Origin of the sequence: Neolewinella xylanilytica (assembly GCF_002934605.1) — a bacterium.
Taxonomy (GTDB): Bacteria; Bacteroidota; Bacteroidia; order Chitinophagales; family Saprospiraceae; genus Neolewinella; species Neolewinella xylanilytica.
Genome location: NZ_PTJC01000006.1, coordinates 87,271 through 114,007, shown reverse-complemented (window position 1 = coordinate 114,007; position 26,737 = coordinate 87,271). Strand labels below are relative to the sequence as shown.

The 26,737-nt window shown below is 59.6% G+C and carries 19 protein-coding genes; 6 read left to right on the top strand and 13 right to left on the bottom strand.

Translation table 11 applies throughout. The annotated features are described in order from the left end of the window. Positions 1 to 8: 8 nt before the first annotated feature. Both secA and CLV84_RS09790 read right to left on the bottom strand, forming a co-directional pair. The gene (gene secA / locus CLV84_RS09795) at positions 9 to 3,326 is read right to left on the bottom strand and encodes a preprotein translocase subunit SecA (RefSeq protein ID WP_104419617.1); all 3,318 of its coding nucleotides are present in this window, start codon (positions 3,324 to 3,326) and stop codon (positions 9 to 11) included. Positions 3,327 to 3,516: 190 nt separating this feature from the next. Then, complete coding sequence (locus tag CLV84_RS09790; protein WP_104419616.1) at positions 3,517 to 4,536, bottom strand: phosphotransferase; 1,020 nt, start codon at positions 4,534 to 4,536, stop codon at positions 3,517 to 3,519. A gap of 375 nt (positions 4,537 to 4,911) precedes the next feature. On the opposite strand from CLV84_RS09790, the gene CLV84_RS09785 reads away from it, so the two are divergent. The 3 genes from CLV84_RS09785 to CLV84_RS09775 are packed head-to-tail and all read left to right on the top strand — an operon-like array spanning position 4,912 to position 8,092. Further along, positions 4,912 to 5,676, top strand: a complete 765-nt coding sequence (locus tag CLV84_RS09785; protein WP_146088772.1) for a Rossmann-fold NAD(P)-binding domain-containing protein — start codon at positions 4,912 to 4,914, stop codon at positions 5,674 to 5,676. Beyond that, complete coding sequence (locus CLV84_RS09780) at positions 5,673 to 6,821, top strand: thioredoxin family protein (RefSeq protein ID WP_104419614.1); 1,149 nt, start codon at positions 5,673 to 5,675, stop codon at positions 6,819 to 6,821. The genes CLV84_RS09785 and CLV84_RS09780 overlap by 4 nt, the downstream gene beginning before the upstream one ends. A gap of 35 nt (positions 6,822 to 6,856) precedes the next feature. Beyond that, a complete protein-coding gene (locus CLV84_RS09775; protein WP_104419613.1) occupies positions 6,857 to 8,092 on the top strand; it encodes a T9SS type A sorting domain-containing protein in 1,236 nt (411 codons plus the stop codon). Between the two features lie 90 nt (positions 8,093 to 8,182). Here CLV84_RS09775 and rny read toward each other — a convergent pair whose 3' ends face one another. Genes rny through pheT form a run of 4 tightly spaced genes read right to left on the bottom strand, consistent with a single transcriptional unit; the run spans position 8,183 to position 12,940 of the window. Then, positions 8,183 to 9,853 carry a ribonuclease Y gene (gene rny / locus CLV84_RS09770; RefSeq protein ID WP_104419612.1) on the bottom strand — a complete coding sequence of 557 codons (1,671 nt, stop codon included), beginning with the start codon at positions 9,851 to 9,853 and terminating at the stop codon, positions 8,183 to 8,185. 30 nt (positions 9,854 to 9,883) lie between these two features. Continuing rightward, entirely contained in the window at positions 9,884 to 10,186 is a 303-nt protein-coding gene (locus CLV84_RS09765; RefSeq protein ID WP_104419611.1) for a cell division protein ZapA, read from the bottom strand. 3 nt (positions 10,187 to 10,189) lie between these two features. Continuing rightward, positions 10,190 to 10,480, bottom strand: coding sequence for a SurA N-terminal domain-containing protein (locus tag CLV84_RS09760; protein WP_104419610.1), 291 nt, complete (start codon positions 10,478 to 10,480; stop codon positions 10,190 to 10,192). 33 nt (positions 10,481 to 10,513) lie between these two features. Continuing rightward, on the bottom strand, positions 10,514 to 12,940 hold the full coding sequence (pheT, locus tag CLV84_RS09755; RefSeq protein WP_104419609.1) for a phenylalanine--tRNA ligase subunit beta: 2,427 nt from the start codon (positions 12,938 to 12,940) through the stop codon (positions 10,514 to 10,516). Between the two features lie 198 nt (positions 12,941 to 13,138). Between pheT and CLV84_RS09750 the strand changes: the two genes are divergently transcribed. Next, positions 13,139 to 13,888, top strand: coding sequence for a T9SS type A sorting domain-containing protein (locus tag CLV84_RS09750; protein WP_104419608.1), 750 nt, complete (start codon positions 13,139 to 13,141; stop codon positions 13,886 to 13,888). Between the two features lie 387 nt (positions 13,889 to 14,275). Here CLV84_RS09750 and CLV84_RS09745 read toward each other — a convergent pair whose 3' ends face one another. The 3 genes from CLV84_RS09745 to CLV84_RS09735 all read right to left on the bottom strand — a co-directional run bounded on the left by CLV84_RS09745 (position 14,276) and on the right by CLV84_RS09735 (position 19,729). Then, positions 14,276 to 15,034 carry a tetratricopeptide repeat protein gene (locus CLV84_RS09745; RefSeq protein ID WP_104419607.1) on the bottom strand — a complete coding sequence of 253 codons (759 nt, stop codon included), beginning with the start codon at positions 15,032 to 15,034 and terminating at the stop codon, positions 14,276 to 14,278. Between the two features lie 256 nt (positions 15,035 to 15,290). Then, positions 15,291 to 16,349: a pyruvate dehydrogenase (acetyl-transferring) E1 component subunit alpha gene (gene pdhA / locus CLV84_RS09740; protein WP_104419606.1), complete on the bottom strand. Its 1,059-nt coding sequence runs from the start codon at positions 16,347 to 16,349 to the stop codon at positions 15,291 to 15,293. Between the two features lie 161 nt (positions 16,350 to 16,510). Further along, positions 16,511 to 19,729, bottom strand: coding sequence for a VPS10 domain-containing protein (locus tag CLV84_RS09735; RefSeq protein ID WP_104419605.1), 3,219 nt, complete (start codon positions 19,727 to 19,729; stop codon positions 16,511 to 16,513). A 117-nt stretch (positions 19,730 to 19,846) separates the two neighbouring features. Here CLV84_RS09735 and CLV84_RS09730 point away from each other — a divergent pair, with 117 nt between their 5' ends. Then, positions 19,847 to 21,109 carry a T9SS type A sorting domain-containing protein gene (locus CLV84_RS09730; protein ID WP_104419604.1) on the top strand — a complete coding sequence of 421 codons (1,263 nt, stop codon included), beginning with the start codon at positions 19,847 to 19,849 and terminating at the stop codon, positions 21,107 to 21,109. Between the two features lie 81 nt (positions 21,110 to 21,190). On the opposite strand, the gene CLV84_RS09725 is transcribed toward CLV84_RS09730, so the two are convergent. From CLV84_RS09725 to CLV84_RS09710, 4 genes are all read right to left on the bottom strand, one after another. Further along, entirely contained in the window at positions 21,191 to 22,120 is a 930-nt protein-coding gene (locus CLV84_RS09725) for a 2-hydroxyacid dehydrogenase (protein WP_104419603.1), read from the bottom strand. A gap of 5 nt (positions 22,121 to 22,125) precedes the next feature. Then, the gene (locus tag CLV84_RS09720) at positions 22,126 to 22,614 is read right to left on the bottom strand and encodes a VOC family protein (protein ID WP_170067650.1); all 489 of its coding nucleotides are present in this window, start codon (positions 22,612 to 22,614) and stop codon (positions 22,126 to 22,128) included. 297 nt (positions 22,615 to 22,911) lie between these two features. After that, a complete protein-coding gene (locus CLV84_RS09715; protein ID WP_104419602.1) occupies positions 22,912 to 24,081 on the bottom strand; it encodes a mandelate racemase/muconate lactonizing enzyme family protein in 1,170 nt (389 codons plus the stop codon). After that, positions 24,078 to 24,962 (bottom strand): sugar phosphate isomerase/epimerase family protein, encoded by an 885-nt coding sequence (locus CLV84_RS09710; RefSeq protein ID WP_104419601.1) that lies wholly within the window; start codon positions 24,960 to 24,962, stop codon positions 24,078 to 24,080. Before CLV84_RS09710 ends, CLV84_RS09715 begins: the two co-directional genes overlap by 4 nt. A gap of 160 nt (positions 24,963 to 25,122) precedes the next feature. On the opposite strand from CLV84_RS09710, the gene CLV84_RS09705 reads away from it, so the two are divergent. Next, on the top strand, positions 25,123 to 26,730 hold the full coding sequence (locus CLV84_RS09705; protein WP_104419600.1) for a glycoside hydrolase family 32 protein: 1,608 nt from the start codon (positions 25,123 to 25,125) through the stop codon (positions 26,728 to 26,730). The last annotated feature ends 7 nt before the right edge of the window (positions 26,731 to 26,737 follow it).

Genomic DNA, 26,737 nt, shown 5'->3' with positions numbered 1-26,737 from the left:
CGGTCAATCTACCTCCCGTGGCAGTGCTTGAACTTCTTACCGCTTCCACAGGGACAGGGATCGTTGCGCCCGATTTTAACGGAATCCCGTTGAAAAGTTTCCACTTTTTCGGGTTGGCTGGCGGCCTCGGCGGCCTGCCTGGCAGCGGCGGCGGCCGGCTCGGGTTCCTGGCTGCGATTCACCTGGGTGGGGGCCGGCACCACCCGACGGGGTGCCCGCGCCTCCTGGATGTCCCGCGGCTGAGCGATGACCAAATCGCCCTTCGCCAGGTAGCTGGTCGTTTTTTCGTTGATGCGGCTGATCAATTCCTCGAAAAGGTTGTACGACTCCATCTTGTACACCACCAGCGGATCCTTCTGCTCGAAGGAAGCCATGTTGGTGGACGTCTTCAGTTCGTCCATGGAGCGCAGGTGCTCCTTCCAGTTTTCATCAAGGATAGCCAGCGATACCGCCTTTTCAATATCGGATTTGATGCTTTTCCCTTCGGTTTCCAGTGCCTGCTCGATGTCCGCCGTAATCTGCAACGGATGGGTACTTCCATCGGTGAACGGAATAATGATGCGCCGGTAGCGACCGGGCTGCTCCTCGTTCACCTGGCGGATGTGCGGCATAACACGCTCGATCAACGTCAGCATCTTGCGCTCGTAGAACGATCGGAACTCCTCGAGCAACTGGTCGGCAATGTCGTTGATGTCCTTGTGATCGAAATCCGGTGCCTGAATTTCCGACTCGAAGCCCAACAACCGCTGGGCGGCCCGACGGAAGGTATCGTAGGTTCCGTTCTGCTTGTGGGCGTAGACAATGTCGTCGATGAGCCCCTCGAAGGAGTTGTTTAGGTCCAGGTTAAGGCGCTGGCCGCTGAGGGCGTTATTCCGCTTGCGGTAGATCGCCTCCCGCTGAATGTTCATCACGTCATCGTACTCGAGCAGCCGCTTCCGGATACCGAAGTTGTTCTCCTCGACTTTCTTCTGGGCGTTCTCGATCGACTTGGTTACGATACCCGCCTGGATCACGTCGCCCTCCTTGTGGCCGGCCCGGTCCATCCACTTGGCGATCCGGTCGCTCTGGAAGTACCGCATCAACTTGTCTTCCAGGCTGACGTAAAACTGGCTCGACCCCGGATCACCCTGGCGACCGGCACGACCGCGCAGCTGGCGGTCCACCCGGCGGCTATCGTGGCGCTCGGTGCCCACGATGGCCAGGCCACCGGCCTTCTTCACCGCGTCGTTGATCTTGATGTCCGTACCCCGGCCAGCCATGTTGGTGGCGATGGTCACCTTGCCCGGGCGCCCGGCTTCGGCGACGATGTCGGCCTCCCGTTGGTGCTGCTTGGCGTTGAGCACGTTGTGGTCGATGCCGCGCAACTTCAGCATCCGGCTGAGCTTCTCGCTGATGTCGACCGCGGTCGTACCCACCAGCACGGGGCGGCCGGCATTGCTGAGCTCGACGATGTCGTCGATCACCGCGTTGAATTTCTCGCGGTCGGTCTTGTAGATCAGGTCGTTCCGGTCGTCCCGCTGGATCGGCCGGTTGGTCGGGATGACCACCACGTCCAGCTTGTAAATTTCCCAGAATTCCCCGGCCTCCGTCTCTGCCGTACCGGTCATACCGCACAGCTTGTGGTACATCCGGAAGTAATTCTGCAGGGTTACCGTGGCGTAAGTCTGGGTCAGTTCGCCCACCTTCACGTTTTCCTTGGCTTCCAGCGCCTGGTGCAGCCCGTCCGAGTAGCGGCGGCCTTCCATCATTCGGCCGGTCTGCTCGTCGACAATCTTTACCTGGCCGTCCATGACCACGTATTCACTGTCTCGTTCGAAGAGCGCGTAGGCCTTGAGGAGCTGGCTGATGGCGTGTAAGCGTTTGGATTTTACGCCAAAGTCTTGCGCCAGTTTGTTTTTCGCCAGGGCTTTGTCCTCCTTATCCAGATCGCTGCGATTGTCGACCTCGGCCATGCTGGTTGCCAGGTCATTAAGGATGAAGAAGTTAGGGTCGTCGTTGTATTTGCTCAGGTAGTCCGTCCCCTTGTCGGTCAGGTCCACCTGCCGGTTTTTCTCATCGATGGTGAAGTACAACTCGGCGTCGACCTCCGACATCCGCTTGTTGTTCTCCGCCATGTACGTGTTCTCCGTTTTCTGGAGCAGTACCCGGGCACCTTCCGTAGACAGGAATTTGATCAGCGGCCGGCTTTTCGGGTACGCGCGGTAAGCGCGGTATAATGCCAGACCGGCCTCTCCTTCTTCTACGCCGATGTATCCCTCGCTGAACAGCCGCTTGGCCTCCGTCAGGAATTTGTTGGACGTTTTTTGCTGTTGGTTGATGAGCTTCTCAATGGCCGGTTTGAGTTCCAGGTAATCCTGGTCGTCGGCGTTGTTGGTCACCGGCCCGGAAATGATCAGCGGCGTCCGCGCGTCGTCGATGAGCACGCTGTCCACCTCGTCGATCATGGCAAAGTGGTGGTGGCGCTGCACCTTGTCGGCCGTAGCCCGCACCATGTTGTCGCGCAGGTAGTCGAAGCCGAACTCATTGTTCGTTCCGTAGGTGATATCGGCCGCGTAGGCCTGGATGCGTCCGGGGCTGTGGGGGCGATGCAGGTCGATGCAATCGATGCTCAGTTTCAGGAACTGCATGACGGGCCCGATCCACTCGGCGTCCCGCTGGGCCAGGTAGTTGTTTACCGTCACCACGTGGACGCCGCGTCCGCTTAGGCCGTTTAGGTAGGCCGGCAGGGTGGCTACCAGCGTCTTACCCTCACCCGTCTGCATCTCGGCGATCTTACCGTCGTGCAGCACTTGTCCGCCGATAAGCTGGACGTCATAGTGCACCATATTCCATTCGATCTCCCCGCCGGCGGCCATCCAGACGTTGTTGTAGGTGACCTGGCCGTTATCGTCGATGGAAACGTAGTCCTTACTGGCGGCAAGCGCCCGGTCGGCGTCGGTGGCGGTAGCGGTCAGCGGACCCTGGGTGAAGCGGCGGGCCACTTCCTTTACGGTGGCAAAGGCGGCGGGGAGTATTTCCTTCAGGACCACCTCCATCTCCTCGTTGCGCTGCTCCTGGAGCCGGTCGATCTCCTTGAAGATCTCGTCTTTCTGCCGAAAGTCGGGCTCGGCTTTTGCCTCTTCCCGCAATTTGGCTACTTCCGCATCGATTTCCGACAGGTAGTCGGCAACACGTTTCCGAAAGGTATCCGTTCGTTGCCGCAAGGCATCGTTCGACAGGCTGGAGAGGCCTTCGTAAATCTCATTTATTTCATCGACGACGGGCTGGTAAGCCGCAACGTCACGGTCTTGTTTCGAACCGAATAATCTCTTTAGGGCCTCAAACATACGGGTATAGCTTATTAATCAGGGCGGCGGGGCGCGGGTGCAATGCTTTCCGAAACGGGAAAGGGGTCTGGCACGCGAAGATACCACGGCCCGCAGGGAGATCGCGCACATATCAGGCCAAAGCGGCCGGGGCGACATTCTGTCACGGCCTTAAACTAACGAACTGACAACCATGCCGGTTGAATGGCGCTTACACCAATCCCGCACGCGCGCGCTCCAGTAAATGCTTTCGTTCGTCGAGCGTCAGGGAGAGTGGCAACTGGGCAATGCCAATAATGCGGCGCATGATTTCCAGGTAGCAAAACCGGCGCGCCAGGTCGTCGTCGTATCCCGCCGGCTTCCGATAGTCGGTGTCGATCTGATGGATGCGCTTCCCGTTCGCCCGACTCATCAACAGATGGCCCATCAAAACCCCTATATCGAATTCCGCTCTCCCCCGGTGGGCGAATTCGGCGTCGATCACGTGCACCCGGTCATCGACGTTTAAAAAACTGCCCGGGTAGAAATCACCGTGGATCAGCTGTGAACCTTCGTTCAGGTAAATGGCACCGAGTTCCGACACTACTGCTTTCAGGCGGGCGTCGTGCTGGTAGGGCCGGGCCACCGCGGCCAACCCCGGGTAGATGGCATCCAGGGGAAAGTTGTTGCCTGCCTGGAAGGGCAGCTCGAAGATTTGGGCATGATTCAGCGCCTTCAGTAGGCGATTGGGAGGAAAGGCCTCGACGGTTAGACCGTGCAATTCGCTGGCAAACTGCAGTAGGGTTGCCAATTGCTTTTTCCCCAGTGACCGATCCGTACCATATATGGACGACAGATCGTCAGCGGGTCCCAAATCTTCCATAATGATCGCGAAATTCTCGGCGTCGCAACGGAGGATTTCGGGCATATGGCCAGTCAGAAAGCGGTTGCGGGCAATCGCCTGGTAGAAACTACGCTCGATGAGGATTCGCTCTACCGGGGCATCGAGCTCGGGGAAGCGGGCCACCCAGGGTCTGCTTTGCTTTACGATAAACCGGCGCCGACTGCTCAGGACGCGCAACGTAACGTTCATGTTGCCTTCACCGGCGGGCATAATGGCGAGCACTTCCTCACCCGGAATCAGGAAGTCTTTTTCATTAAGGTATTCCTCCACCTCGGCCCGGTTACCGGCCGACAAAAAGTAGCGGCTTCCGGTTGTCGACTTGAAGCGTTCATTAAAGTCCTGGAGCATTGGTTCTGGTTCTGGGGAGGGAAGCAATGCAAAGCGGCAGCGCTCGAGAAGTTCTCTTCAGGTCCGCATTAAGGTAACTGGATACTCCGCCATCCGAGTAAAAAAGAAAGGAGGCCCGTGGCCCCCCCTCCCATAAATACTCACTCAAAACATGTTGTCGCTAATGGATGATCGCTCATAGTGCTCGGTGGAGTGGCTCGCCCCCCACCCGATTGTGCTCCCGCAAAGATAAGCTTTCCTAATCGAAAAACAATCAAATTAATTCAATTTTCCTAATTAGATCAATTCTTTCACTATTTTGATTGCACACAATTTTTTTCTTCCCCGCTCGTATCTATAGGCAGCCTTTAGGATATGAGTGCGTTGAAACCCCGTGTGGCAATATTGGGAACCGGTTGGCTTGGTCTACCCCTGGCCGCCGCATGGGCGGAGGAAAACCGGGTTCACGGCAGCTTTCGTTCGGAGGCTACCCGCGATCGGCTGGTCGCATGCGGAGCCGTGCCGTTTAAACTGGACTTACCAGGCGATGCGAAGGGGCTGCCCGCTTTCCTGGAGGAAGTGACGACGCTCGTGGTCGCCCTTCCCCCGGGCGGAAGGAAGCACGGTGCGGCGACCACGGAACGCTACTTGGATACCCTGGCGCCCTTGCAACCCTTCCTTTCCGGCGTTCATCTTATCTACACCAGCAGTACCGGCGTGTATGGCAAATCAGCCACCGGATTAGTAACCGAAAACACCTCCGTCGCCCCCGACACGCACTCCAGCCGGGCCGTGGTTGCCGCGGAAAACTTTTTTGTGCGGTACTCGGGAAAGTGTACCCTTCTTCGTTTGGCTGGCCTGTACGGCCCAGACCGCGATCCGGTACGGTTTTACCGGAATGCCGAGGCGATCCCCGACGGCGACGCTCCGGTGAACATGGTCCCCCTGGAAGGAGTATTGCAGGCGATAGATTTAGTCGCAAAAAGCGGAACAACCGGTATCTTCAATGTCTGTTCCGCGCGTCATCCCTCCAAACGGACGTTCTACGGAAGCCTGTATGCCGCCGCCGAACTCCCCGCCAAGGAATTTTTTCCGGGTGGCGCGGACGGCAAACGTATTGAATCATCTAAACTACGCCAACTAGGTTGGCAAAGCCCATGAAAATACTTCTCTTTCTTTCCTTTTGCTCTTTCGGTTTGTCGGGCCAGCAGGCTACCGGCGTCGCTTTCCAGCGCGCGGCCTTCGCCGACTTATTAGCCCAAGCGCAACGGGAGGAAAAACTACTATTTATTGACGCGTACACGACGTGGTGCGGCCCGTGTAAAATGATGGACGCCAAGGTATTTCCGGATACCGCGGTAGCCGAGGTATTTAACGGGCGCTTTATCAACGCCAAGTTCGATATGGAGCAGGGGGAAGGCAAGGCCCTCGCCGAGCGGTATTCCGTAGCGGCCTACCCTACCTACCTATTCGTGAACGGGGAGGGAGAGCTCGTACACAAAGCCGTGGGCTACATTCCCAAATCCGCTCTGCTGGAGCTGGCCGATGTCGCCATTTCCGATCAGAGCCTCGGGGCAATGAAGGAGCGCTACGAGGCCGGTGACCGCTCACCGGATTTCGTCAGTCACTACGCCCGCACGTTGACCACCAACTACGAGCAGGCCCAGGCGGACCGGGTGATCGGCGAATACCTTGAGGGAGCCGCCGACTGGAGTGCCCCGGAAAACGTAAGCCTCATCCTCGACAGCCCCGGCGAACTCGGGGGTAGTCGCATGAATTTCCTCATCAGCCACGCCGGTGAGGTAGCCAAAACTAGCGGCGATCGGGTCTACGGCGTCATCGAGCGAGCCCTCGTCAACGATTATCATCGCAGCAACCGGAAACGGAGCCTGGTCGCCCCGGAAGAAATACAGCCCTACTTCGAAGCCCAGGCTCCTGCGCTCACCGACCGGCTGCTCCCCCGTTACGCCATGATGTTTTACCAGCGGCAGAACGACATGCCGGCGTATCTCTCCCTGGCCGCCGACTACTATGGCAAGTTTCCCAGCAGCGACTACGCCGAGCTAAATACCCTGGCCTGGAACTTTTACGAGCACAGCAGCGATACGGAACAACTGACCAAAGCCATTGAATGGGCGAAAAAATCCGTCGAACTACGGCCCTATTATCCCAATCTGGACACCCTCGCCTGGCTATACCACAAAACGGGCCAGATGGATAAAGCGAAATCCACCGCCCGCCTCGCCATCGAATATGCTAAAGCCGAATCGCTAGACTACAGCGAAACGGAAAAAATTCTGCAATAAGCGTTACCCGCCCCTAGCCGCCAACCACCGATTTTATGCGCCTTCCTTTGTTTGTCGTTTTCCTTTTATCCGGATTACAGCTGCTGGCGCAGTTTGACAGCACGGGGCATTCCATCACTTGCTGGAGCCGCGATACGGTAACCGGTATCGTCGTGCCCCCACCCGCCAGTATCGTGGACGGCACGGCAGCGTTGCAGACCCGGTTCGACCTGATCTTTACGGACAGCGTCCCACCGGAAGCGGAGGAAAGCATTCGTTTCGCCGCTGACGTATGGGGCAAGTACTTGCAGTCGGACGTCCCCATCCGCGTACAGGTAGACTGGCTTGACCAGGGCGATGACCGCATTCTCGCCAGCGCTGGACCCAGCACCCTCTACCGCGGTTTCGCCGGGGTGCCGGATAGTGAGGTGTGGTATCCCGTAGCCTTGGCGGAGGCTATTTTCGGTGAAGACCTCAACGACACTACGGATGCCGATATCAATGTCGTGGTTAATAGCCGAGCCAATTGGAACTACGCCACCGAAGGCACCGTACCCCGTAACCGGATCGACCTCGCGAGCGTCATATTTCACGAGTTTGGCCATGGGCTGGGCTTTCTTAGCAGTATCGACAGTACCTCGGACACGACGGTAAGCATCGGCTTTAACGACCGCTTTATCGTCTACGATTTATTCCTGGAAACCCCGCCCGGCCTGTCGCTGTCCGATACGATCCGGTTCCCCTCCCCTTCCCGGCAGCTGTTAGACGCGATCATCGATCGCCTGGAATTTGCCGGAGAGCGGGCCGTTGAAGAGAACAACGGAGAGTTGGTACCGCTATTTGCCCCCGAAGTTTTCGACATCGGCAGCAGCGTCAGCCACCTGGACGAAAACACCTACCCCGCCGGAACGGAGGATGCCCTGATGACCCCCTCCATCGCCTCCGGAGAAGCCATCCGAATGCCGGGTCCCGTTACCCTGGGCGTGCTCTTCGACCTCGGGTGGCCCCTACGTTTCGATCTGATCTCCGCAATCAGGGAGGTGGTCACCGGCCGGCTGAAGGTGTACCCAAACCCGGCTTATGGCAGCTTTACCCTGGAAATGGATGAGGTGGTTGATCCCGCCTTCGCCTTGCTTTATTCCCCCGATGGCCGCCAGGTAGGGCGCCAGGCCATTTCCCCCAACGCTGACGGTCGGGCCCGGATCGGCATCGAAAACCTGCCGGCCGGCGTCTATACGGTAGTCGTGCCCGACGGCCATCGCCTCTTCACCGGGCGGGTGGTGGTGCTGTAAAGAGAAAGCTGGTGAAGTTCCGGTTTAGGGTCCGCGGCACCTAGATGGCTTCGTAGTAGTCGAAGCTTCACCACCCTTTGCGTTCCGTGATTAGCGCGCGTAGGCTACCGCCCGTGTTTCCCGGATCACCATGATCTTGATCTGACCGGGGTACTGCATGGTTTCCTGAATCTCCTGGCTGATCTTAAAGCTCAGTTCGTCGGCGTGTTGGTCGCTCACCTTATCTGCTTCCACCATTACCCGCAGCTCCCGACCGGCCTGCATGGCGAAGGCCGAGTTTACCCCTTCGTGCTTCTTCGCGATGTCTTCCAGTTCCTTGATGCGGTTGATGTATCCCTCCAGAATTTCCCGGCGGGCACCCGGACGGGCACCGCTGATGGCGTCGCAGGCCTGGACGATGGGGGAAATGATGTTGTTCATTTCGATCTCGTCGTGGTGGGCACCGATGGCATTGACTACGATAGGGTTCTCATTTAGCTTTTCCGCCATTTGCATTCCGTAAAGGGCGTGGCTGAGTTCGCTGTCTTCATCGGCGACCTTGCCGATATCGTGCAACAGGCCGGCTCGCTTGGCCAGCTTAACCTGCTTTTTATTCAGGCCCATCTCGGCAGCCATCACGGCGCACAGGTGCGCGGTCTCGACGCTGTGCTTGAGGAGGTTTTGTCCGTAGCTGCTCCGGTACCGCATCCGTCCGACCATCCGGATCAGGTCCGCTGGCAGCCCGTGGATGTCCAACTCGATCACGGTCTTCTGACCGATCTCCTTAATGCCCTGATCGAGCTCCTTGCGGGTCTTATTTACAACCTCCTCGATACGGGCGGGGTGAATGCGCCCGTCGCTGACCAGGCGTTTCAGCGATAAGCGGGCCACTTCCCGGCGGATGGGGTCGAAACTGGAAATGACGATCGTTTCCGGGGTATCGTCTACTACCAGTTCGGCACCGGTAGCCGCCTCGATGGCGCGGATATTGCGGCCTTCCCGACCGATGATCTGCCCCTTCACGTTGTCGTTGTCGAGGCTGAATACCGACACGGTGTTCTCGATGGTCATTTCCGCACACATCCGTTGAATGGTGTTGATCACCACTTTGCGGGCGTCTTTCGCGGCGTCTTCCTTTGCCAGCTCGTGCAATTCCCTCCGCAGCGTGATCGCTTCGCTTTCGGTTTTGGCGCGCACCGCTTCCATCAGCCGCTGCTTGGCATCGGATTGGGAAAGGCCGGCGATTTTCTCCAGCTCGATCGTAAAGCGTTCGTGCTGGGTGTCGAGTTCTTCCTGCTTGTTGCGGGTCCGCTCGATTTCCTCCTCCAGCTGGCGCTTACGGCTTTCGATTTCTTCTTCCCTTTTTTTGAGCCCCTCCTTCGCCGTGAGCACCTCGTCGAGTTCGGCCTTGAACTCGGCGCGTTCTTCCTTCATGGTGGCCTGTTCTTCCTTCAGGGCCTCGCGCTTTTCCCGGAGTTCGACCAGTTCTTCGGCTTTCTCCGCCTTAAATTCCTCCTTGTAGCGGGCAAATTTTTCCCGGCTCTCCGCGATCTTCTGTTTCTTAAAGGCTTCCTGCTTTTCGCGGTACTCGGCAAAGGTTTTCTCGGCTTTCAGCTCGGCGTCGGCCTGTATCTTTTCGGCTTTGAGCCTGGCTTCGGCCAGCATTTTTTCGGCGTCGGCCTGGTGGGTCAGGTTTTGCTCTTTGGCCTTATTTCCAAAGATGAAGTAGGCGATTGCGGCGCCCACGAGGAGCCCGATAGCGAGCCCGATGATGATTTCCATTAGTCGTTATTATTGTAGAAGTGAAGCTCCCTAGAGCATCCCCTCAACCAAGTCATTCAGTTTGGCCAGCCGCTTGCTCAATTCGGAGTCCGCTCCGCTGTCAGCTTGGTCGCGGGCGCTACGCAGTTCACTTGCGTAGGTGAGCAGGGTCATCACCAGGCAATCCTGTTTGTCGCGGTCGCGGTACCGGATCTGGAAATCATTGAATCGGTCGTTGATCTCCTTGACCAGGGCACGCAGGCCTTCCTCTTCCGAATCGGCGACGCGAATCGGATAGGGCCGGCCAGCAATGACCACGCTGATGGGCTTATTATCGGGGGCGTTAGCTGCCATGACTTAGTTGCGGTGTAGCCAATCGATGCAACGGTCGATTTCCCGGAGACAAAATTCGATCGTCTCCTGGTGATCGTTGCGTTCGACCGGGGTTATTCCCGCCTCCGGAGCGGGTTGGGAATGCGCCAGTTTATCCTTTAACGAGTTCACTACGCCCAGCTGGCGGTCGAGCTCCCGTTTCAGGTTTTCGTTCTCGGCCAGGGTCGCTTCGTATTGCGCCCGTTGGCGGTCTACTTTGGCGGCCAGCTGCCGTAGTTTTATTTCAAGACCGTCAATTTCTGTTGCCGGTGTCATAGTCGATTGGTGGGTAGGGCTTAAAGTTATGAATTAACGGCGAACCTCCGCACCGAGTTGCTTGCCGAGTACGTTCGCCACGTCCGCCATCACCTTATCCACTTCCTTATCCTGAAGCGTCCGGTCGGAACTTTCGAATACGAAGCTCACGGCGTAGCTCTTTTTTCCCGCGCCCAGCTGCTGTTCGTTTCGGTACACATCGAATAGGTTGATCTCGGTGATCAACTTTTTCCCGGCTTTGGAAGCCAGCCGCTCGATATCGGCGAAGGCCACGCTGCCGTCCACCACCAGCGCCAGGTCGCGGCGTACGGTGGGATACTTTCCCGGCGTCGCAACCTGGATGGATTGGGACGGGAGCACGCGCATCAGGTGATCCCAGTTGAAGTCGGCATAATATACCGCCGTCTTTACGTCCGCCCGTTCCAGCGCCGCTCCTGCGACCGCGCCAAAATCCACCAGCTCCATTGGCCCCTTGTGGTACCGCAGGCCGAAGGCGAAAGCGTCCGCCGGAACCTCGGTCGAGCGATAATTATCGATCCCGAGCCGTTGCAGCACCAGTTCTACAGCCGCCTTGAGGGTATAGAAAGTCACCCCTTCACCGCCCGCCGCCGCGTGCCAGCTCTCGCGCTGGCGCCGGCCGGTGAGCGTCAGGCTCAGGTGGTTGGTTTCCCGATATCCATCTCCTTCCAGGTAGTAGTTGCGGCCGAACTCGAACAGCCGCAGGTCACGCTGGCTAAAGTTCTGGTTGTGCCGCACCGCATCAAGGGCGGAGTAGAGCAGGTCGGGCCGTAGCACGTCCAGGTGCACGTTGCTGGTGTTGTTGATGACGACCAGATCCTTGCGCCCCGCGTAGTAGCGGCTTTCGGCCAGGCTCAGGGCCATCATCTCCAGGTATCCGTTGGCAGCCAGTAAATCGCCGATCAGTTCCCGGAGCGCGCTGGGGTCGGGTCGGGGAGCCACTACCATCGCCGTAGTGATCGTAGCGGGCTCGGGCACGTTGTTGAAGCCGTACACCCGCAGAATCTCCTCGATAACGTCTACTTCCCGCGTCACGTCCACCTTATTGGTCGGCACCGCTACGGTAAATCGATCCTGGCCTGCCGCGTGGATCTCCATATTCATGCTGCGGAGGATGTTGTGCACCGTTTCCTTGCCGAGCTCCACGCCAATCAGTTCGTCGATCCGGCGGTAACGCACCTCGACGGGGCGGGGCTCGATCGGGTCGGGATAGCGATCCAGCAGCTGTCCGGCTACCGTCCCGCCGGCAAGTTCCTGCAGCAGAAGGGCGGCACGCTGGAGGGCATAAACAACCACGTTCGGATCGCTACCCTTCTCGAAGATCCGCGCGGCGTCCGTTCGCAGGTTGTGCCGCATGCTGCTGCGGCGTACCGTACCCGCTTCGAAGTGGGCGGATTCCAGGAAGATGCGGGTAGTGCGGTCGGATACCCCGCTGTCCGCCCCGCCAAATACGCCGGCCAGGCACAGCGGCTGCTCTTTTCCATCGCAGATCATCAGGTCGTCCGCCGAAAGTTTCCGTTCCACCCCGTCGAGCGAGCGGAAGGGGGTTCCTTCCGGCAGCTTCCGCACGATGATCCGGTCGTCGGCGACCTTGTCGAGGTCGAAGGCGTGCAGGGGCTGGCCCATCTCGTGGAGAACGTAGTTCGTCACGTCAACCACGTTGTTGATCGGCCGGACGCCAATCGCGTGCAGTCGGGCCCTCAGCCAGTCCGGACTGGCCTCCACCCGTAGATTATCGATGACCAGCCCCGCGTAGCGAGGGGCCTCGGCAGGATCCTTTATTTGGGCGTCGAACGCAGGTGCCGAGCCTTCCCGGAAAGCGGTAACCTCCGGCTGACGAAGACGCACCTCCTCATTCCGTTCCACGCTCAGGGCGGCGGCCAGGTCGAAGGCTACCCCGAGGTGGTTGGTGGCGTCGGAGCGGTTCGGGGTAAGGCCGATCTCGTACACGTAATCGGTTTCCAACTCGTACACGTCGGCCACCGGCGTTCCAGGGGTATAGGCTTTATCGAAAACGATGATGCCGTCGTGGCCGGTTCCAAGCCCCAATTCGTCCTCCGCACAGATCATGCCTTCGCTGACTTCGCCGCGGATCTTGCCCTTTTTAATCGTGAAGGCTTCGTTCCCGGTCGGATGAAGGGTAGTCCCTACGGTGGCCACCGGCACGTACTGACCGGCAGCTACGTTGGGGGCTCCACACACGATGGACACCGGTTCGTCGGTACCGATATCCACGCGGGTTAGCGAAAGCCGGTCGGCGTTCGGATGCTTTCCACATTCCACGACGTGACCGACGACCACGCCTTCCAGCCCACCCGGGACGGATTCCACCTTCTCCATTCCCTCGACTTCGAGGCCGGTGCCCGTGAGCAATTCACCGATGCGTTCGGGGGATATGTCGAGATCGATGTATTCCCTGAGCCAATTGAGCGATACTTTCATAGGCCGCAAAGGTAGCGGACGGATCGCAGAGCACTACTTTTCGCAAAAGGTAACATTCCCCCAAAACTGGTGAATTAAGTGTTAAACTACGTCGCCCTATCTTGTAAGGGCCGACTTCCTCATTATTATTGTAATTAGGCCTAACCTTTGCGCTCCAACTCAGTTGGTAAAGTATACGCCTGTTCTACTATTCCCGGAATGAAATTTATGCTCCCCTTACTGACCCTTCTTTCCTGCCTCACGCTGGCGGCCCAGAACGGTGCCGCACTACGGGTGGAGCCGGCGGAGATCAGCAAGGTGATCCGGGTCGATAATATCGATGAGGATTTCGAGGACGTCTCTACCGTCGTCGTCACCAACAACTCCGGCAGAACCATCCAGCTGTTACGGGAGAACGTCGTCCGGGAGAGCCCCCGCTCCTGGTCGTATACCGCACTGGACCGCGCGAGCAGGACCACCCCCTATGTAGTATCCGCCGACGATCGTCAACAGGGCCGGCAGATCAGTCTGCGCCCCGGCGAGTCAGCCACCTTTTTCGTCGTGTTGCGTCCCGAGGGCATTGCAGGCACCGGCACCACCGAGCTTCGGTTTTCGGATCTCACCTTCCCCGGCACGACGCTGGCGAGCGCAAGCATCAGCACCACGGTAGCCCGCCAGGATAGCCAGACGGATCCGCCGGGTTCAACCGAGGCAGCGACTACCGTGAGGCTTTATCCGAATCCGGCTACCGACCGTTTCTTCGTGGAAACGCCGCGCTCGGTGCGATTGGGCCGGGTGGAAGTGACCAATACCCTCGGTCGTCGCATCAAGTCTTTTTCCGGTGAGTCCGGCGCCGACGGTTTCGATATTGCCACCCTCCCGGACGGCCTTTACCTTATTTCCATCTTCGACGATAGCGGCAGGAAGTTGCGGACGCTGCGGTTGCTGCACCGGCGCTTCGGCGCTTGATCCCACCGAACTGGCCGAACGCGATATCGGATTCAACTGCTGCTTAGTTGGATGGTACTAATTGGTTGATCGTACAGCTGTACCCCTTGATTCAGGAGACAGCGAAAGCCCTTCCCTGCGAAACCATTGCGGCAACCGCTGAAGCATCGACCGGCAAACCATTCAGACAAAGGTCCTGGAAAACCAGCATCGAGTTTCCCCTCCTGAGCGCATAGTACCTGGTCGAACCCCGTCTTTCCGTGCTGGGCCGTAGGGCCATCAGAACCTTCTGCACCGTCGCAAGGCGAGCCTGACCAGGACGTAGTACCTCAAACAAAAAACCGAGCCAGCGGATGGATCCGCTGGCTCGGTAAGCGTAGATTGATTGGTTAAACAGGCGTAAGGAATCTACCCTTCCAGTGCGGCAATATATTTGTCTGCCTGGGCTGCTTCGGCACTTTGTCCGTAATCCGTCTTGAGGCGGCGGAAAGCCTCGAGGGCGTTTTCGGTTTGCCCCTGATGGCGGTAAAGGAGAGCTAGCTTATTGAGGTAGTATCCACCGGTGACGTAATTCTTGCCTGCGGCGTCGACGGCTCCTTCGTAGGAGCTGAGGGCCGCATCTAAATTACCGAGTTCGCTCTGGAGGTCACCCATTACCCCCATCTTCATGGCGGGCAGGAGTTCACCGTCGGCGTCGAAATCCTCGAGGTAATCGAGGGCGGCCTCGTACTGCCCGAGATTGAGATAACTGACGGCAATGTAATAGTTAGCCAGGTTACCGGCGTCTGTGCTGCCGTATTCCTCGGCGATTTCCAGGAAACCAGGGTACCCCTGTCCGGGGTTCGTCAGGGCCAGTCCGAAGCTGTCCTGCTCGAACTGAAACTGCGCCTGCTGCATCTGCTGGGCGGCGTTACGCTCCGCGGGACCGGCAATGAACGTTTGGTACAGCAGGGCACCGGCTACGATAAAGATGAGGGCCAGTACGGCGCCGATGATGGGTTTCCGATTGCGCTCGAAGAAGTCCATGCCCTTTTCGCGCACCTCGATGATATCGACGAGCTTATCGTCTCCATCTTCCTCGATACGTATCTCTTGGTTGCCACCTTCTTTGCGTCCCCGGTTGGGTGTGCCGGTCGGGCGACGTCCGATATTGTTCTTTTTTGCCATAATGAGTTAGATGCTGCCCGCTCGGTTGAAAGCGCAGCTGAAAAAGTGGCGCGAAGATAAGGTAAAGCCGGTTAACAACACACGGAATGTCGCGTGCATATCTCCCACATTGTGTCATGCGCCTTACCTCACCGAACGGCCGATGTTTGCGACTGCCGGTCAAATGAATGGTCGTCGGATAAATCGCCCACCGCTTCAACCGCCTCCTATCCAAACCGGGAAGGGCCGTAAACGGGCTACCGACGGCAGCATACCGTTAGGTCAGGAAGGGGTAAGGCTGGGAGTAGTTGTCGGAGTAAAGTGCTTCCGGCTCCGGGTAGGGGCTATCGGCGGCGAACTGCGCGGCATCGGCGATCTCCTGCTTCACCTGATCCTTGATGGCCTTGATCTCTTCTTCGGTAGCGATACCGTTGTCGATAATCTTCTTCTCGGTCATCTTGACCGGATCGCGATCCTGGAAGGTCTTTACCTCGGTTTTTTCCCGGTAACGGGCGGGGTCGGAAACGGAGTGCCCTTTGTACCGGTAGGTCCTGATATCCAGATAGTAAGGTCCCTGGCCCGAGCGGATGTGCTCCGCGGCGCGGCTGACGGCTTCGTGAACGGCTTCGGGATCCATTCCGTCGACGCTCTCGCTCGGCATGTCGAAACTGGCGCCGAGCTTGCTCAGGTCGGTGACGTTGCTGGTCCGCTGGACGCTGGTCCCCATGGCATAGCCATTGTTCTCGCAGATGTAGAGCACGGGGACTTTCCAGGTCATGGCCATGTTCCAGCTTTCCCAGAGGGCACCCTGCCGGGCGGCACCGTCCCCAAACATGACGACGCAGAGGTTCTTGGTCTTTTTGTACTTCTCGGCGAGAGCGATTCCGGTTCCGATGGGGATCTGAGCACCCACGATACCGTTACCACCGTAGTAGTTGTTCTCCCGGCTGAAGAAGTGCATCGATCCACCCTTCCCCTTCACGATACCCGTGGCCTTACCGTAAAGCTCGGCCATGGCGGCTTTAGGATCTATCCCCCGTCCGATCGCGGTACCGTGCTGGCGGTAGGCGGTCACGATTCCGTCATCTTTGGTAATGGCACTCTCGATTCCGGCCGCAACGGCCTCCTGACCGATGTAGACGTGACAGAACCCCCGTACGTCCTGCTGGCCGTAAGCCATCAGCGCCCGCTCCTCGAAGCGGCGAATGCGAAGCATAAGCGTATACCATTCGAGGTATTGCTCCTTGCTGTAATTCAATCCTTTAGCTACGCCGTTCTTTTTAGCGGTCGTAGATTTTGCCTTCGGCTGGGCGGTCTTTTTCTGCGCTGTATCCATACTGAGATAGCGAATTTTCGCTCTTTTCGGGGGTTTTACCTGCTTAATATAGGCAGCGACGGGGAATCGTCGGGTACTACTCTAGAAACCCGGCGCATCGACCATAGTTTAGCAATCGTAAATGTCGGGCCGGGTGTACGCCCGGCCCGACAAAGCTAACGCTACCGCCCGGCACCTATGATATAGGGGGCCCCTACATTCCGTAATTCATCCTGGAGCGCCGGCAGGGTTTCGTCCCGTAACTTTTCGATCCGCGGCATGAGTTCGTCGAGTTCAGTGGCCGCGATCCGGAGGCTCCGCCGGTGGTTGCCGGTAGGTCCGTACGTAGTGGTCAGGCCCCGGTAGCCGGTGTAGAAATGGCCGCTGATCGTGGGCGGATTGCGCTCACCGATCTCGTCGCGGCTCGGGCTGCCGTTGATTTCCTTTTCCAGGGCGGCCAATTCCTGGCGCAGCTCGTACAGCTTACCGTCCAGGGTGCCGGGCTCGACGGAAGCACGCTCGAGCGCCGTCTCCATCGCTCCCAATTGCTTTGTGGCTTCGTCCATGAATTCTTGCACGGCCGCGAGCTGGTTCTGCACCGCTTTCGCCTCCAACCGGTAGGCCTGGTACTCCGCCGGGGCGGGGCCTTCGATGGTCGGCTCGTGGAGGGGTTTAACTTCGAAAGTGACCGGCCCGGCCAGCTGGTTGACCGCGCCGTTCTCCTCACGGGATAGGGTAACGGTGTATTCACCCGGAGGTGCCAGGGGACCACTGGACCAGCGCCCGCCGCCCGAAGCACCCGGTTGTACCGCGAAGAAGGACGGGTACCGCAGGTCCCAGGTGGTGCGGTGGAGGCCCTTTCCGTTATCCCCCTTAACCTTCCGGACCACCTCGCCCTCGCTATCGTACACGGTCAGCCAGATTGTCGGGGCGATCTCCGCAGCTTCCGCGTCCAGGGCGTCGTAGCCCGGGAAGGGAATGTCGTCTTCGGTGTCGGCCAGTACCTTTTCCCTTTCCTGGCGGGCCTTTTCTTGGCTGGTGTAGCCTTCCTTCAGGTGGTAGGTGAAGGTGGCTCCGAACTCGGGGTTCTCGGCGGCATAAACATTGGCGCCCACCCCGGGGTCATTATCGCGGGGAGCGTACCACCAGGCATCGCGGGGTTCGAAGAGGTAGGCGTCCAGCGCCAGGTTCTCCTCGGTCATTTCCCGTAGCGGACTGTAATCATCCAGGATCCAAAAGCCCCGGCCGAAGCTGGCACCCACCAGGTCGTTCTCCCGTTGCTGGATGGCCAGATCCCGAAAGGGGATGGTGGGTGCCCCGTCCAGTTTCTTCCATTCTTGGCCGCCGTTGAGGGAAGTATAGATCCCATTTTCGGTACCGATAAATAGCAACTCGGGCTTTTCGAAGTCCTGCACCAGGCGCCAGACGAGGGTCCGGTCCGGCAGGCTGCTACCAAGGTCGGTCCAGCTTTCGCCGAGGTCGGTGCTTTTGAACAGATAGGGACTAAAGTCACCGGATTTATGGTTGTCCAGACTGACGTATACCGTATTCGCGTCGTACTGATCCGCCTTGATGTCGTTGATGAAGGCCCGTTCGGGAACGCCGGGCATTTCGCTGACCATGATCTTTTTCCAGCGCCCGCCGCCATCCTGCGATACCTGTAGAATGCCGTCGTCGGTACCGGCCCAGAGCAGTCCTTCCTGTACGGGCGACTCCGAAAGGGAAGTGATGGTGTTGTAGTTGGACATGGCGCCCACGTCCCAGGCGTTGTCCCAGCTCTGTACCCGCCCCATGATGGGCAGCTCCAGCCGTTCCTCGTTGCGGGTAAGGTCTTCGCTGATGGGCGTCCAGTCGTCGCCACGGTTGTCGCTGCGCCACACCCGGTAGCTGGCTACGTAGAGGCGGGTGGGATCGTGGGGGCTCACCACGATCGGTGCGTCCCAGTTGAAGCGTTCGTGGGGGTCGCCTGCCCGGGGCTGGGGTTGTACCAGTACCTGTTCGCCCGTCTTGAGATCGATCCGGTGTAGCCCGCCCTGCTGCGTCTCGGCGTAGATGATGTCCGGGTTACCGGGTTCGGTGGCCGATTGGTGGCCGTCGGCGCCGAGGGTCTTGTACCAGTCGCCGTTGAGGATGCCGGCCTCGCTGTCGGTGCGGCTCGGTCCGCCGGTACTGCCGTTATCCTGGGTGCCGCCAAAGATGTGGTAGAAGGGTTCCCGATCGTCCAGTGCGACTTTGTAGTACTGGGTGATGGGCATATTGTCGATGAAGCGCCAATTCTCGGCCAGGTCGAAGCTTTCGTAGAGGCCGGCGTCGGTGCCGATCAGGAGGTAGTCCGGATCGTCTTCCCGGAAGACCAAGGCGTGGTTATCGGAGTGCTTCCGTTCCTCCTTCAGCTCGCGAAAATTGCTGCCCCCGTCGTCGCTCACCAGCACGCGGACGTTCATGAGGTATAAGCGGTCGAAGGCGTGGGGACTGGCGTACAGCTCCTGGTAGTAGTGGGGCCCGGTGCCGCCGCTGACGGTATTGCTCATCTTCGTCCAGCTGGCGCCCTGGTTTTCGGAGCGGTACAGGCCGCCCGTAGTGCGTTCGAGGGTAACGGCGGCGTAGACCACGTCGGGGTTTTGCGGGCTGATGGCGATGCCGATCTTCCCCTTATTCGCGTCCGGCAGACCGCTGGTCAGCTTTTCCCACGTTCTTCCGCCGTCGCGGCTGCGGTGGATGCCGGAGCCGGGGCCGCTGCCCATGTAGGCCGCCACGGTGCGGTGCCGCTGCCAGGTAGCGGCGTAGAGCAGGTCGGGGTTACGGGGGTCGATCATGATGTCGGTGACGCCGGTCCATTCATCGTCCCCGAGCGTTTTCTCCCAGGTCTCACCGCCGTCGGTGGTCATGTACAGGCCGCGGTCGCCGCCTTCGGACCAGAGGGGTCCCTGGGCGGCTACCCAGACGACGTCGGAATTCTCGGGGTGGACGATGATCTCGGAGATATGCTCGGAGTTCTTCAGTCCCATGTTCTTCCACTTCTTGCCGGCGTCGTCGCTGCGGTATACGCCATCGCCGAAGCCGACGTGGCGGCCGCCGACGTTCTCCCCGGTACCGAGCCAGATGCGGGCGTTGTTGCTGGGGTCTACGGTGATGGCGCCGGTGGAGTAGCTGGCGTAGTCGTCGAAGATCGGGTCCCAGGTCACGCCGGAGTTCTCGGTTTTCCACACGCCGCCGGAGCCTACGGCCACGTACCAGGTGTGCTCGTCGGTGGGGTCGAGGGCGATGTCGGCAATGCGGCCGGATACGAAGGCGGGGCCAACGTTCCGGAGCGGCATACCGGTTATGGTTTCGGGTTGCTCCTGCGCTCCGGCGCAAATAGACAGCAAGAGCAGAAAAGGTAAGAGTAGCGGTTTGGTCATGGGATTGCGTTAAGCCATTAAAGTAACCAATTCACGCTATCCGAACAATACGGGCGCCGCTGCGCAGAAGAAAATCACCGCTCAACAATCTCGAATATTTCGGTATACCTTATCATTATGAATGCATTATGGGCAGGTAACCAAATATTGTTTGCTGGTCGCTGGCTGGCCGGTTTGATTCCCGCCTTTCTTAGATGCCCGGACCAATCCGTACATCTAAAAGAGATTTTCCTTGCTTGCTACCTCCTGAGTTGGGGCTTTACCGCGTTCGGACAAGCGGACTCCGACACGGTGAGCATCTTCGCCTATCCGAGCGCGACGGTGGAAAACCTGCACAACGATGCCCGTTTTAAGCAGCTGCTGGAATCCGTACCGAACCCGGACGCGGGGGTGAAGTCCATGCTGTCCCGGCGATTCCCCCGGGGGAATAGTTCCGAGGTGGCCGTACTTTTTGAGCTGTACGAAGACACGGATGTTTCCGGGGCGGTCGATTGGCTTTCGGCAGACAAGCTTTTCGATTCTCTCCGCTACAATACGTACGAGGAAATCTACGGTCAGCCCTACGTGCCCTTCGTGGTCGATAGCGCGAACTGGATTCAACTGCAAGGCGCGGATTACCTCCACTTTCACCTGGCGGGCGATACCCTCCTGGGCGATACTACCTACAAGAAAATGTATGTGGCGCCCTACTATCCCGGCCAAAGCGCGCCCTGGGATATGCAAGCGCCGTACGCCGTTGGTCCCCCTTCCCTCCTTGCCCTGTTACGGGAGGACACCACCGAGCGAAAAGTATACGGCCGGCTGTCCGATTATATCCGACCCGATCCTGAGGCGCTTTCGGAGGAGCTGCTAATCCACGACTTCTCCGCCAGGCCCCTCGACACGGTCTTCGGCTTATTCGGTTTACCCGATGGGGTCGTACGGGGTAGGACAAGATTGGACACCTTTGGCCGAGACCGATCCGTGTTTTGGTTCGACAACGGCATCGCCATGGAAGGGGTCGGATCCCCTATTTTCGGTCCGTTAAGGGTCACGGGCTACTTCACGCAAGAAGGCTATCATTCGCTGATCGCGTACTGCGTAGGTTCCTTTTCCGTCTGCGGGATCGACCGGACTACCTCCACGGGGGAAGTACCGTCTACGCTACCGCTACTGATTTACCCCAATCCCGCGGTGGGTGACATCTTTATCGACCATCCGCCTTTCCCCGCGGGGCAGGAGATTCGCGTGGGCCTCTTCGATGCGTGGGGACGCCAACTTTCGGACGAGGAGTTTCGTAGCGGGCCGATCTCCATTCCCATATCCCACCTCCCGAACGGGATCTATACGGTGCGGCTGACGGGTAGGGGCTGGGTGGCTGCGGGGCAATTTATACGGTAGGAAATCAGCCTGACATGGCCTGACACATCGGATGTGTCAGCACTGCCGTTTTGACAGACATCCGATGTGTCAGGTGGCGAATTATAGTCGGTTGACCCTAAACTCCTCCGGAATGGCCTTCCCCTCCGTAAAGTCCTTCACGTGCCGCAACCCCCGTTCGCTGAGCTCGTAGTAGGTGAGTTCCGTCAGGCTGGCCGCGTGCGGGGTGATGAGCACCCGGTTGTGGTTTACCAGTTGATTCACCGTATCCTCGTCCCCCTTCACCATCAGGTCGCTGGCGTAGCCGGCCAGTTTACCGGACTCCAGTGCCGCCAGGAGGGCATTACCCACCACGATCTCCCCGCGGGCGGTATTGATCAGGTAGCTACCGGTTTTCATTTTTTCAAAGGCCACGGCGTCCATGAGCCCGTCCGTTTCCTCGGTGAGGGGCAGATGAAGGCTGACCACGTCGGCGGAAGCGAGCAATTCTTCCCGGCTTCGGTAGCCATCCGCGCGATCGCCTCCACTGCGGGAGGTATAGATGACCTCCATACCGAATACGGCTGCGCTGTCCGCTACCCGGCTACCGATGTCGCCCCTGCCGATCAGCCCTAGGGTGAGACCGCGCAATTCCCGGCCTTTGTATTCCTCGCGATACGCGTAGTTGTTTTCCTTGACTTCCCGGATGAGCCGGTACATCCCGCGTACGAGCAACAACATCAGGCCGAGGGTGTGCTCCGCTACGGTGGCGGCATTGACGCCCGGCACGTTGAGTACCTGAATACCGCGTTCGGTGGCATAGGCAACGTCGATGTTGTTCACCCCTACCCCGTTGCGGACGATGACCCGCAGGCCCGGGCACCGATCGATCAACTCCCGGTCGACCGCAACCTGGCCGCGTACTACCAGGGCTTGGATATCCGCCCAGTCGGCGGGCTCGGCGTCGGGCAGTACGAGGGTGAAGTCCTTCTCCGGCAGCACTTTCAGCGCCCGCTCGTCGACGGGCTCCATGATGTAAACGACTGGTTTCATAACCTTTATTTGCGGGGGGGATGGTAGAGGGTGGCGTTCTCGGCCTTGTAGCCCCGGAAGTCGTTGCGGCCGGAAACGTAGAGCCCTGCTTCGTAGAGTTCGTCCTCGAAGATGGCGGGATCGATCTCGTCGTCGGGGAAGGAAGTCAATTCCACCAGGTTGCCCGCCGGGTCCCGGATGAAAGCCTGCATGGCCCCGTCGGGCAGGCGGCGAACTTTCCCCCAGGGTTCGGTGTCAATGCGGCCCTGCTCCTTCATGCGGTAAAAGAGCTTGCTGAAGTTGTCCACCCGTACGCAAAGGTGGCCGCGGAAGGACCGGCTGTCTTCCCACTCACTGAGATGCAGCTGGGTGGTATCGGTGATGCGGAAAAAGGCCGTCGGGTAGTCGAAGACGAAGGCGGGAACGGGTTCCAGCCCCATTTCTTCTTCGTAGAAGCGGGCGGCGGCTTCCAGGTTATCCACGATGAGGGTTACGTGGTTGATTTCTGCGATCATGGCGGTTGCTGGTTGCGACAGTAGGATGCGGCCTCCTGGCCGCGGAAGTAAAATGCTGCCTCTGGCAGCGCAGTTGTAAGCAATCTCTGCAGGACCAAACTAAACAAGAAAATTTATCCGGTCCCTCATAAGTCACCGTCCCCGCCCTCGATCCTCTTCTGAAGTCCTGCGTCCCCCCGGCCGGGAGTAAGCACGGCACCTCGGAGTGTGCCTGTACCTCCCGGTGTGCGGACAGAAAGCACCCCCCCAGGCCGGAAGTAAGCACAGCACCTCGGAGGGTGCGGACCGCAGCAAACCCTACCCCACCCGCTGCCGGTAACGGGCCACAAAATCACGGTCGATCTCCACCCCCAGTCCCGGGCGATCGGGGATACGGATGCGGCCGTCGGTGACCACGGGGGCCTCCTTCACTAAGTCGTATAACATCGGGTTTCCGCCGAGGGAATGCTCGATATACACCGCCGACGGGCTACTGAAGGCCAGATGCACGCCGGCCATAAAACTGAAGGCGGATCCCCAGCAGTGGGGGGCCAGTTCGAGTTGGTAGGTTTCGGCGAGGGCGGCTACCCGGCGGGCCTCGGTGATACCCCCAACGATGGCGCAGTCGGGCTGGAGGACGTCCACCGCCCCCGCCTGGATGAGGTCGCGGAAGTCGAAGCGGGTGAATTCGCTCTCTCCCGCCGCGATCGGCGTGGTGGTTCCCCGCCTGACTTCGGCGGTACCGGCTTTATTGTCGGGGGTAACGGGCTCCTCGAACCAGTAGAGGTTCAGGTCTTCCGTCTGGCGGGCGAAGCGGCGGCCCTCGGTGACGCTGAAGGTGCCGTGGGCGTCCGCCATGATGTCGATCTCCGGCCCCAACGCCCGCCGGGCCTCCCCTACCCGGTCCACCGTCCGGTTGACCGTATCGTCCATGACGCCCACCCGCATCTTTACGCCGGCGTAGCCATGATCGACGTAGGTCTTGAGTTGGTCGCCAAGCTGTTCCTTATCCGCCCACCCACCGCTGGCGTAGCACGGCATGGAATCACGGCAGGCACCGCCCAGGAGTTCGACTACCGGCACCCCCAGTCGCTTCCCCCGCAGGTCCCACAGGGCCGTATCGATACCACTCAGGGCGGAGATGGTCGTCCCCCGGTTACCCAGAATGGGGAATACCCGGCCCCGGTCGCGGGCGTAATGATCGCGCGTTCCGCTGTAGATCGCTTCCCAGGCTGCCGTGATGCGATCCGCTTCCTGACCCACAAGTTGGGGCGCGAGCTCGCGTTCGATACAGGTAACGATGGAAGCGCAGGCTCCGCTAGCCCCGACCGCCGCCTTCGCCTCGCCGTAGCCGACCTGCCCGTCGGTGTCGGTCACCTCGACGAGGGTCATATCGAAATGGGTGAGCTGACCGTAGTCCGACCGCCACTGTCGGCCGGCCGGGATGGGGCAGCGAAGCCAGTAGGCCTTGATGCTGGCGATTTTCATAGCAGGGGGAGCAATGTTTCGGCCGACTTCCGCGTCAGCATGGTGTAGAATTCCTCGGTCAGCGCCGAGCTGCCGTGGTCTTCGAGAAACTTGCGGGCTTCCTCGGTCAGTCCCTGCGGGTCGGCATCGACGCTGTTCGGGTAGGGATTGGCGGGGGTCCGATCTACCGGGGCGGCGAATTCCACGGAAAGCGGCCCGGTGAAACCGGTATTCTTCACCGCCTCCACGATGCGCGGCCAATCGAGGTGGCCCATGCCCGGGGCCATGCGGTTGTTGTCGGCTACGTGAAAGCCTACGAGTCGGTCGCCGCAGTGTGCGATGGTGGTGTAGTAGTCGGGTTCCTCCAGGTTCATGTGAAAGATGTCCAGGCAGACGCCGCAGTCCGGACCCGTGGCCTCGGCGAGGGCGTAAGCCTGCTCGCCGCGATTGACGAAGTAGGTTTCGAAGCGGTTGATCGGCTCGATGCCCAGCTGAATGCCGGCCGCCTGGGCGAATTCGTAGCAAGCCTGCATAGATGCCACGGCCCAGTCCCATTCCTCCTCCGGCCGGGCGCCCGGCATGATCTTGCCCACGGTACCCGGAACCACGGAGACCATCGTCCCGTCCAGTTCCTTGACCAGGGTGATGACGTCCTTGACGTACTGCACGGACGCGGCCCGCTCCCCGGCGTCGGCGGCCAGCAGGTTGCGCTTACCCAACATGAGCGTCACGGATCCCCAGCAGCGGATGTCGTATTTTTTCAGCAGGGCCCGCACTTCTCGCGTATCGTAGTCGGCGGGGGTCCCCTGGATTTCGAGGTAATCGTATCCGAGGGGTTTGATGCGGGCGAGGGTCGCCTCGAGGGGCTCGGCCCGCATCCAGTTGTGTATGGCTAGTGGCATGATCGATAGGTAGCGTGTGGGTTTAAATATAGGGCGGCGGAGCGCAGGAGCTATGCACCAGGAAAATCAAGGCCGTAGAGAACGCATACCCCGGGCGGCAACCGGCATACCTTCCGGCAAGTGCAGCGATACCCTACCTTTAGTGCACAACCACGCTCGCATGCTACATCGTTACAGCTTCCGCTCGAGTCTACTTCTCCTATTGATACTGGCTTGTGGCAATCCGGGCTCGTCCGACGATACCCTAGCGGGTTCGTCTACTGATTCCACCGCGATCCGGTACACCGAAGCCCACCGGCCCCAGTTCCACTTTTCCCCGCCCGACCACTGGATGAACGACCCCAACGGTATGGTCTACCACGAGGGGGAATACCATCTCTTCTACCAGCACTATCCCGACAGCACGGTCTGGGGCCCGATGCACTGGGGGCACGCCGTCAGTGAAGACCTCGTGCACTGGGAGAACCTGCCGATCGCGCTGTATCCCGATTCCCTCGGCTACATCTTCTCCGGCAGCGCCGTCGTGGACCACAACAATAGCAGCGGCCTGGGTGAGGACGGCCAGCCCCCCCTCGTCGCCATCTTCACCTACCACGACCCCGTGGGGGAAAGCGCCGGTCGGGAAGACTACCAATCGCAGGCTATCGCTTACAGCAACGACCGGGGCAGAACCTGGACGAAGTACGCCGGCAACCCGGTCATCCCCAACGAGCAACCCATCCGGGACTTCCGAGACCCGAAGGTGCTATGGGACACCGAACGAGAGCAATGGTTGATGGCCCTCGCGGCACAGGACCGGATCATGTTCTGGCGCAGCGACAACCTGATCGACTGGGCGTTTCTGAGCGACTTCGGCCAGCAGGTCGGCGGGCACGGGGGCGTGTGGGAATGTCCGGACCTGTTCCCGCTGCCGGTCCGGGGAAGCGGGGAGACAAAATGGGTGCTGCTGGTAAGCATCAACCCCGGCGGCCCGAACGGCGGATCGGCCACTCAGTATTTCGTCGGGGATTTCGACGGCACCACTTTTACCATGGATCCGACCTTCTCACCGGACGTCCAGAACGGGGAAGGCGTGTGGATCGACTACGGACGGGACAATTACGCCGGGGTAACCTTTGCCAACATTCCCGATGCGGACGGGCGCCGGATCTTCATCGGCTGGATGAGCAACTGGCTGTACGGCCAGGAAGTTCCGACCACCGAATGGCGCAGTGCCATGACCCTCCCCCGCACGCTAGAACTCCACCGCCTGACCCCGGGCTACCGGGTCTTCTCCACCCCCGTACGGGAACTCGACGCGCTCCGGGACGCTACCACCCCGATTCAGTCCGGAACGACGGCGCTGCCCGCTACGGCGGAAGGCACCTACGAAGTGGACGTCCGCTTCCTCACCACCGAGGCATCGACCGAGCCCTTTGGCATCGAGCTGGAAAACGGTCTCGGCGAAACCTACCGGGTAGGCTACGATCCGGCCGCCGGGCAGTTCTTCAGCGACCGGCAGGACAGCGGCGATACCGGCTTCTCGGAAGCTTTTGCCGACCGGATTACACAGGCCCCGCGGTTAGCTACTTCCGATACCGTCCGACTGCACGCTTTCTTCGACGTGGCATCGGCCGAACTGTTCGCCGACGGTGGGGCTACGGTGATCACCGACATCTTCTTTCCATCCGAGCCCTTTCGGCGGGTGCGGCTGTTTTATGGGGACGGCACCGAAGTGCTGGGTGGTGAAACGTATGCGCTGGAGGGGATCTGGCCGGAAGCGCGGTAGTTGAGGC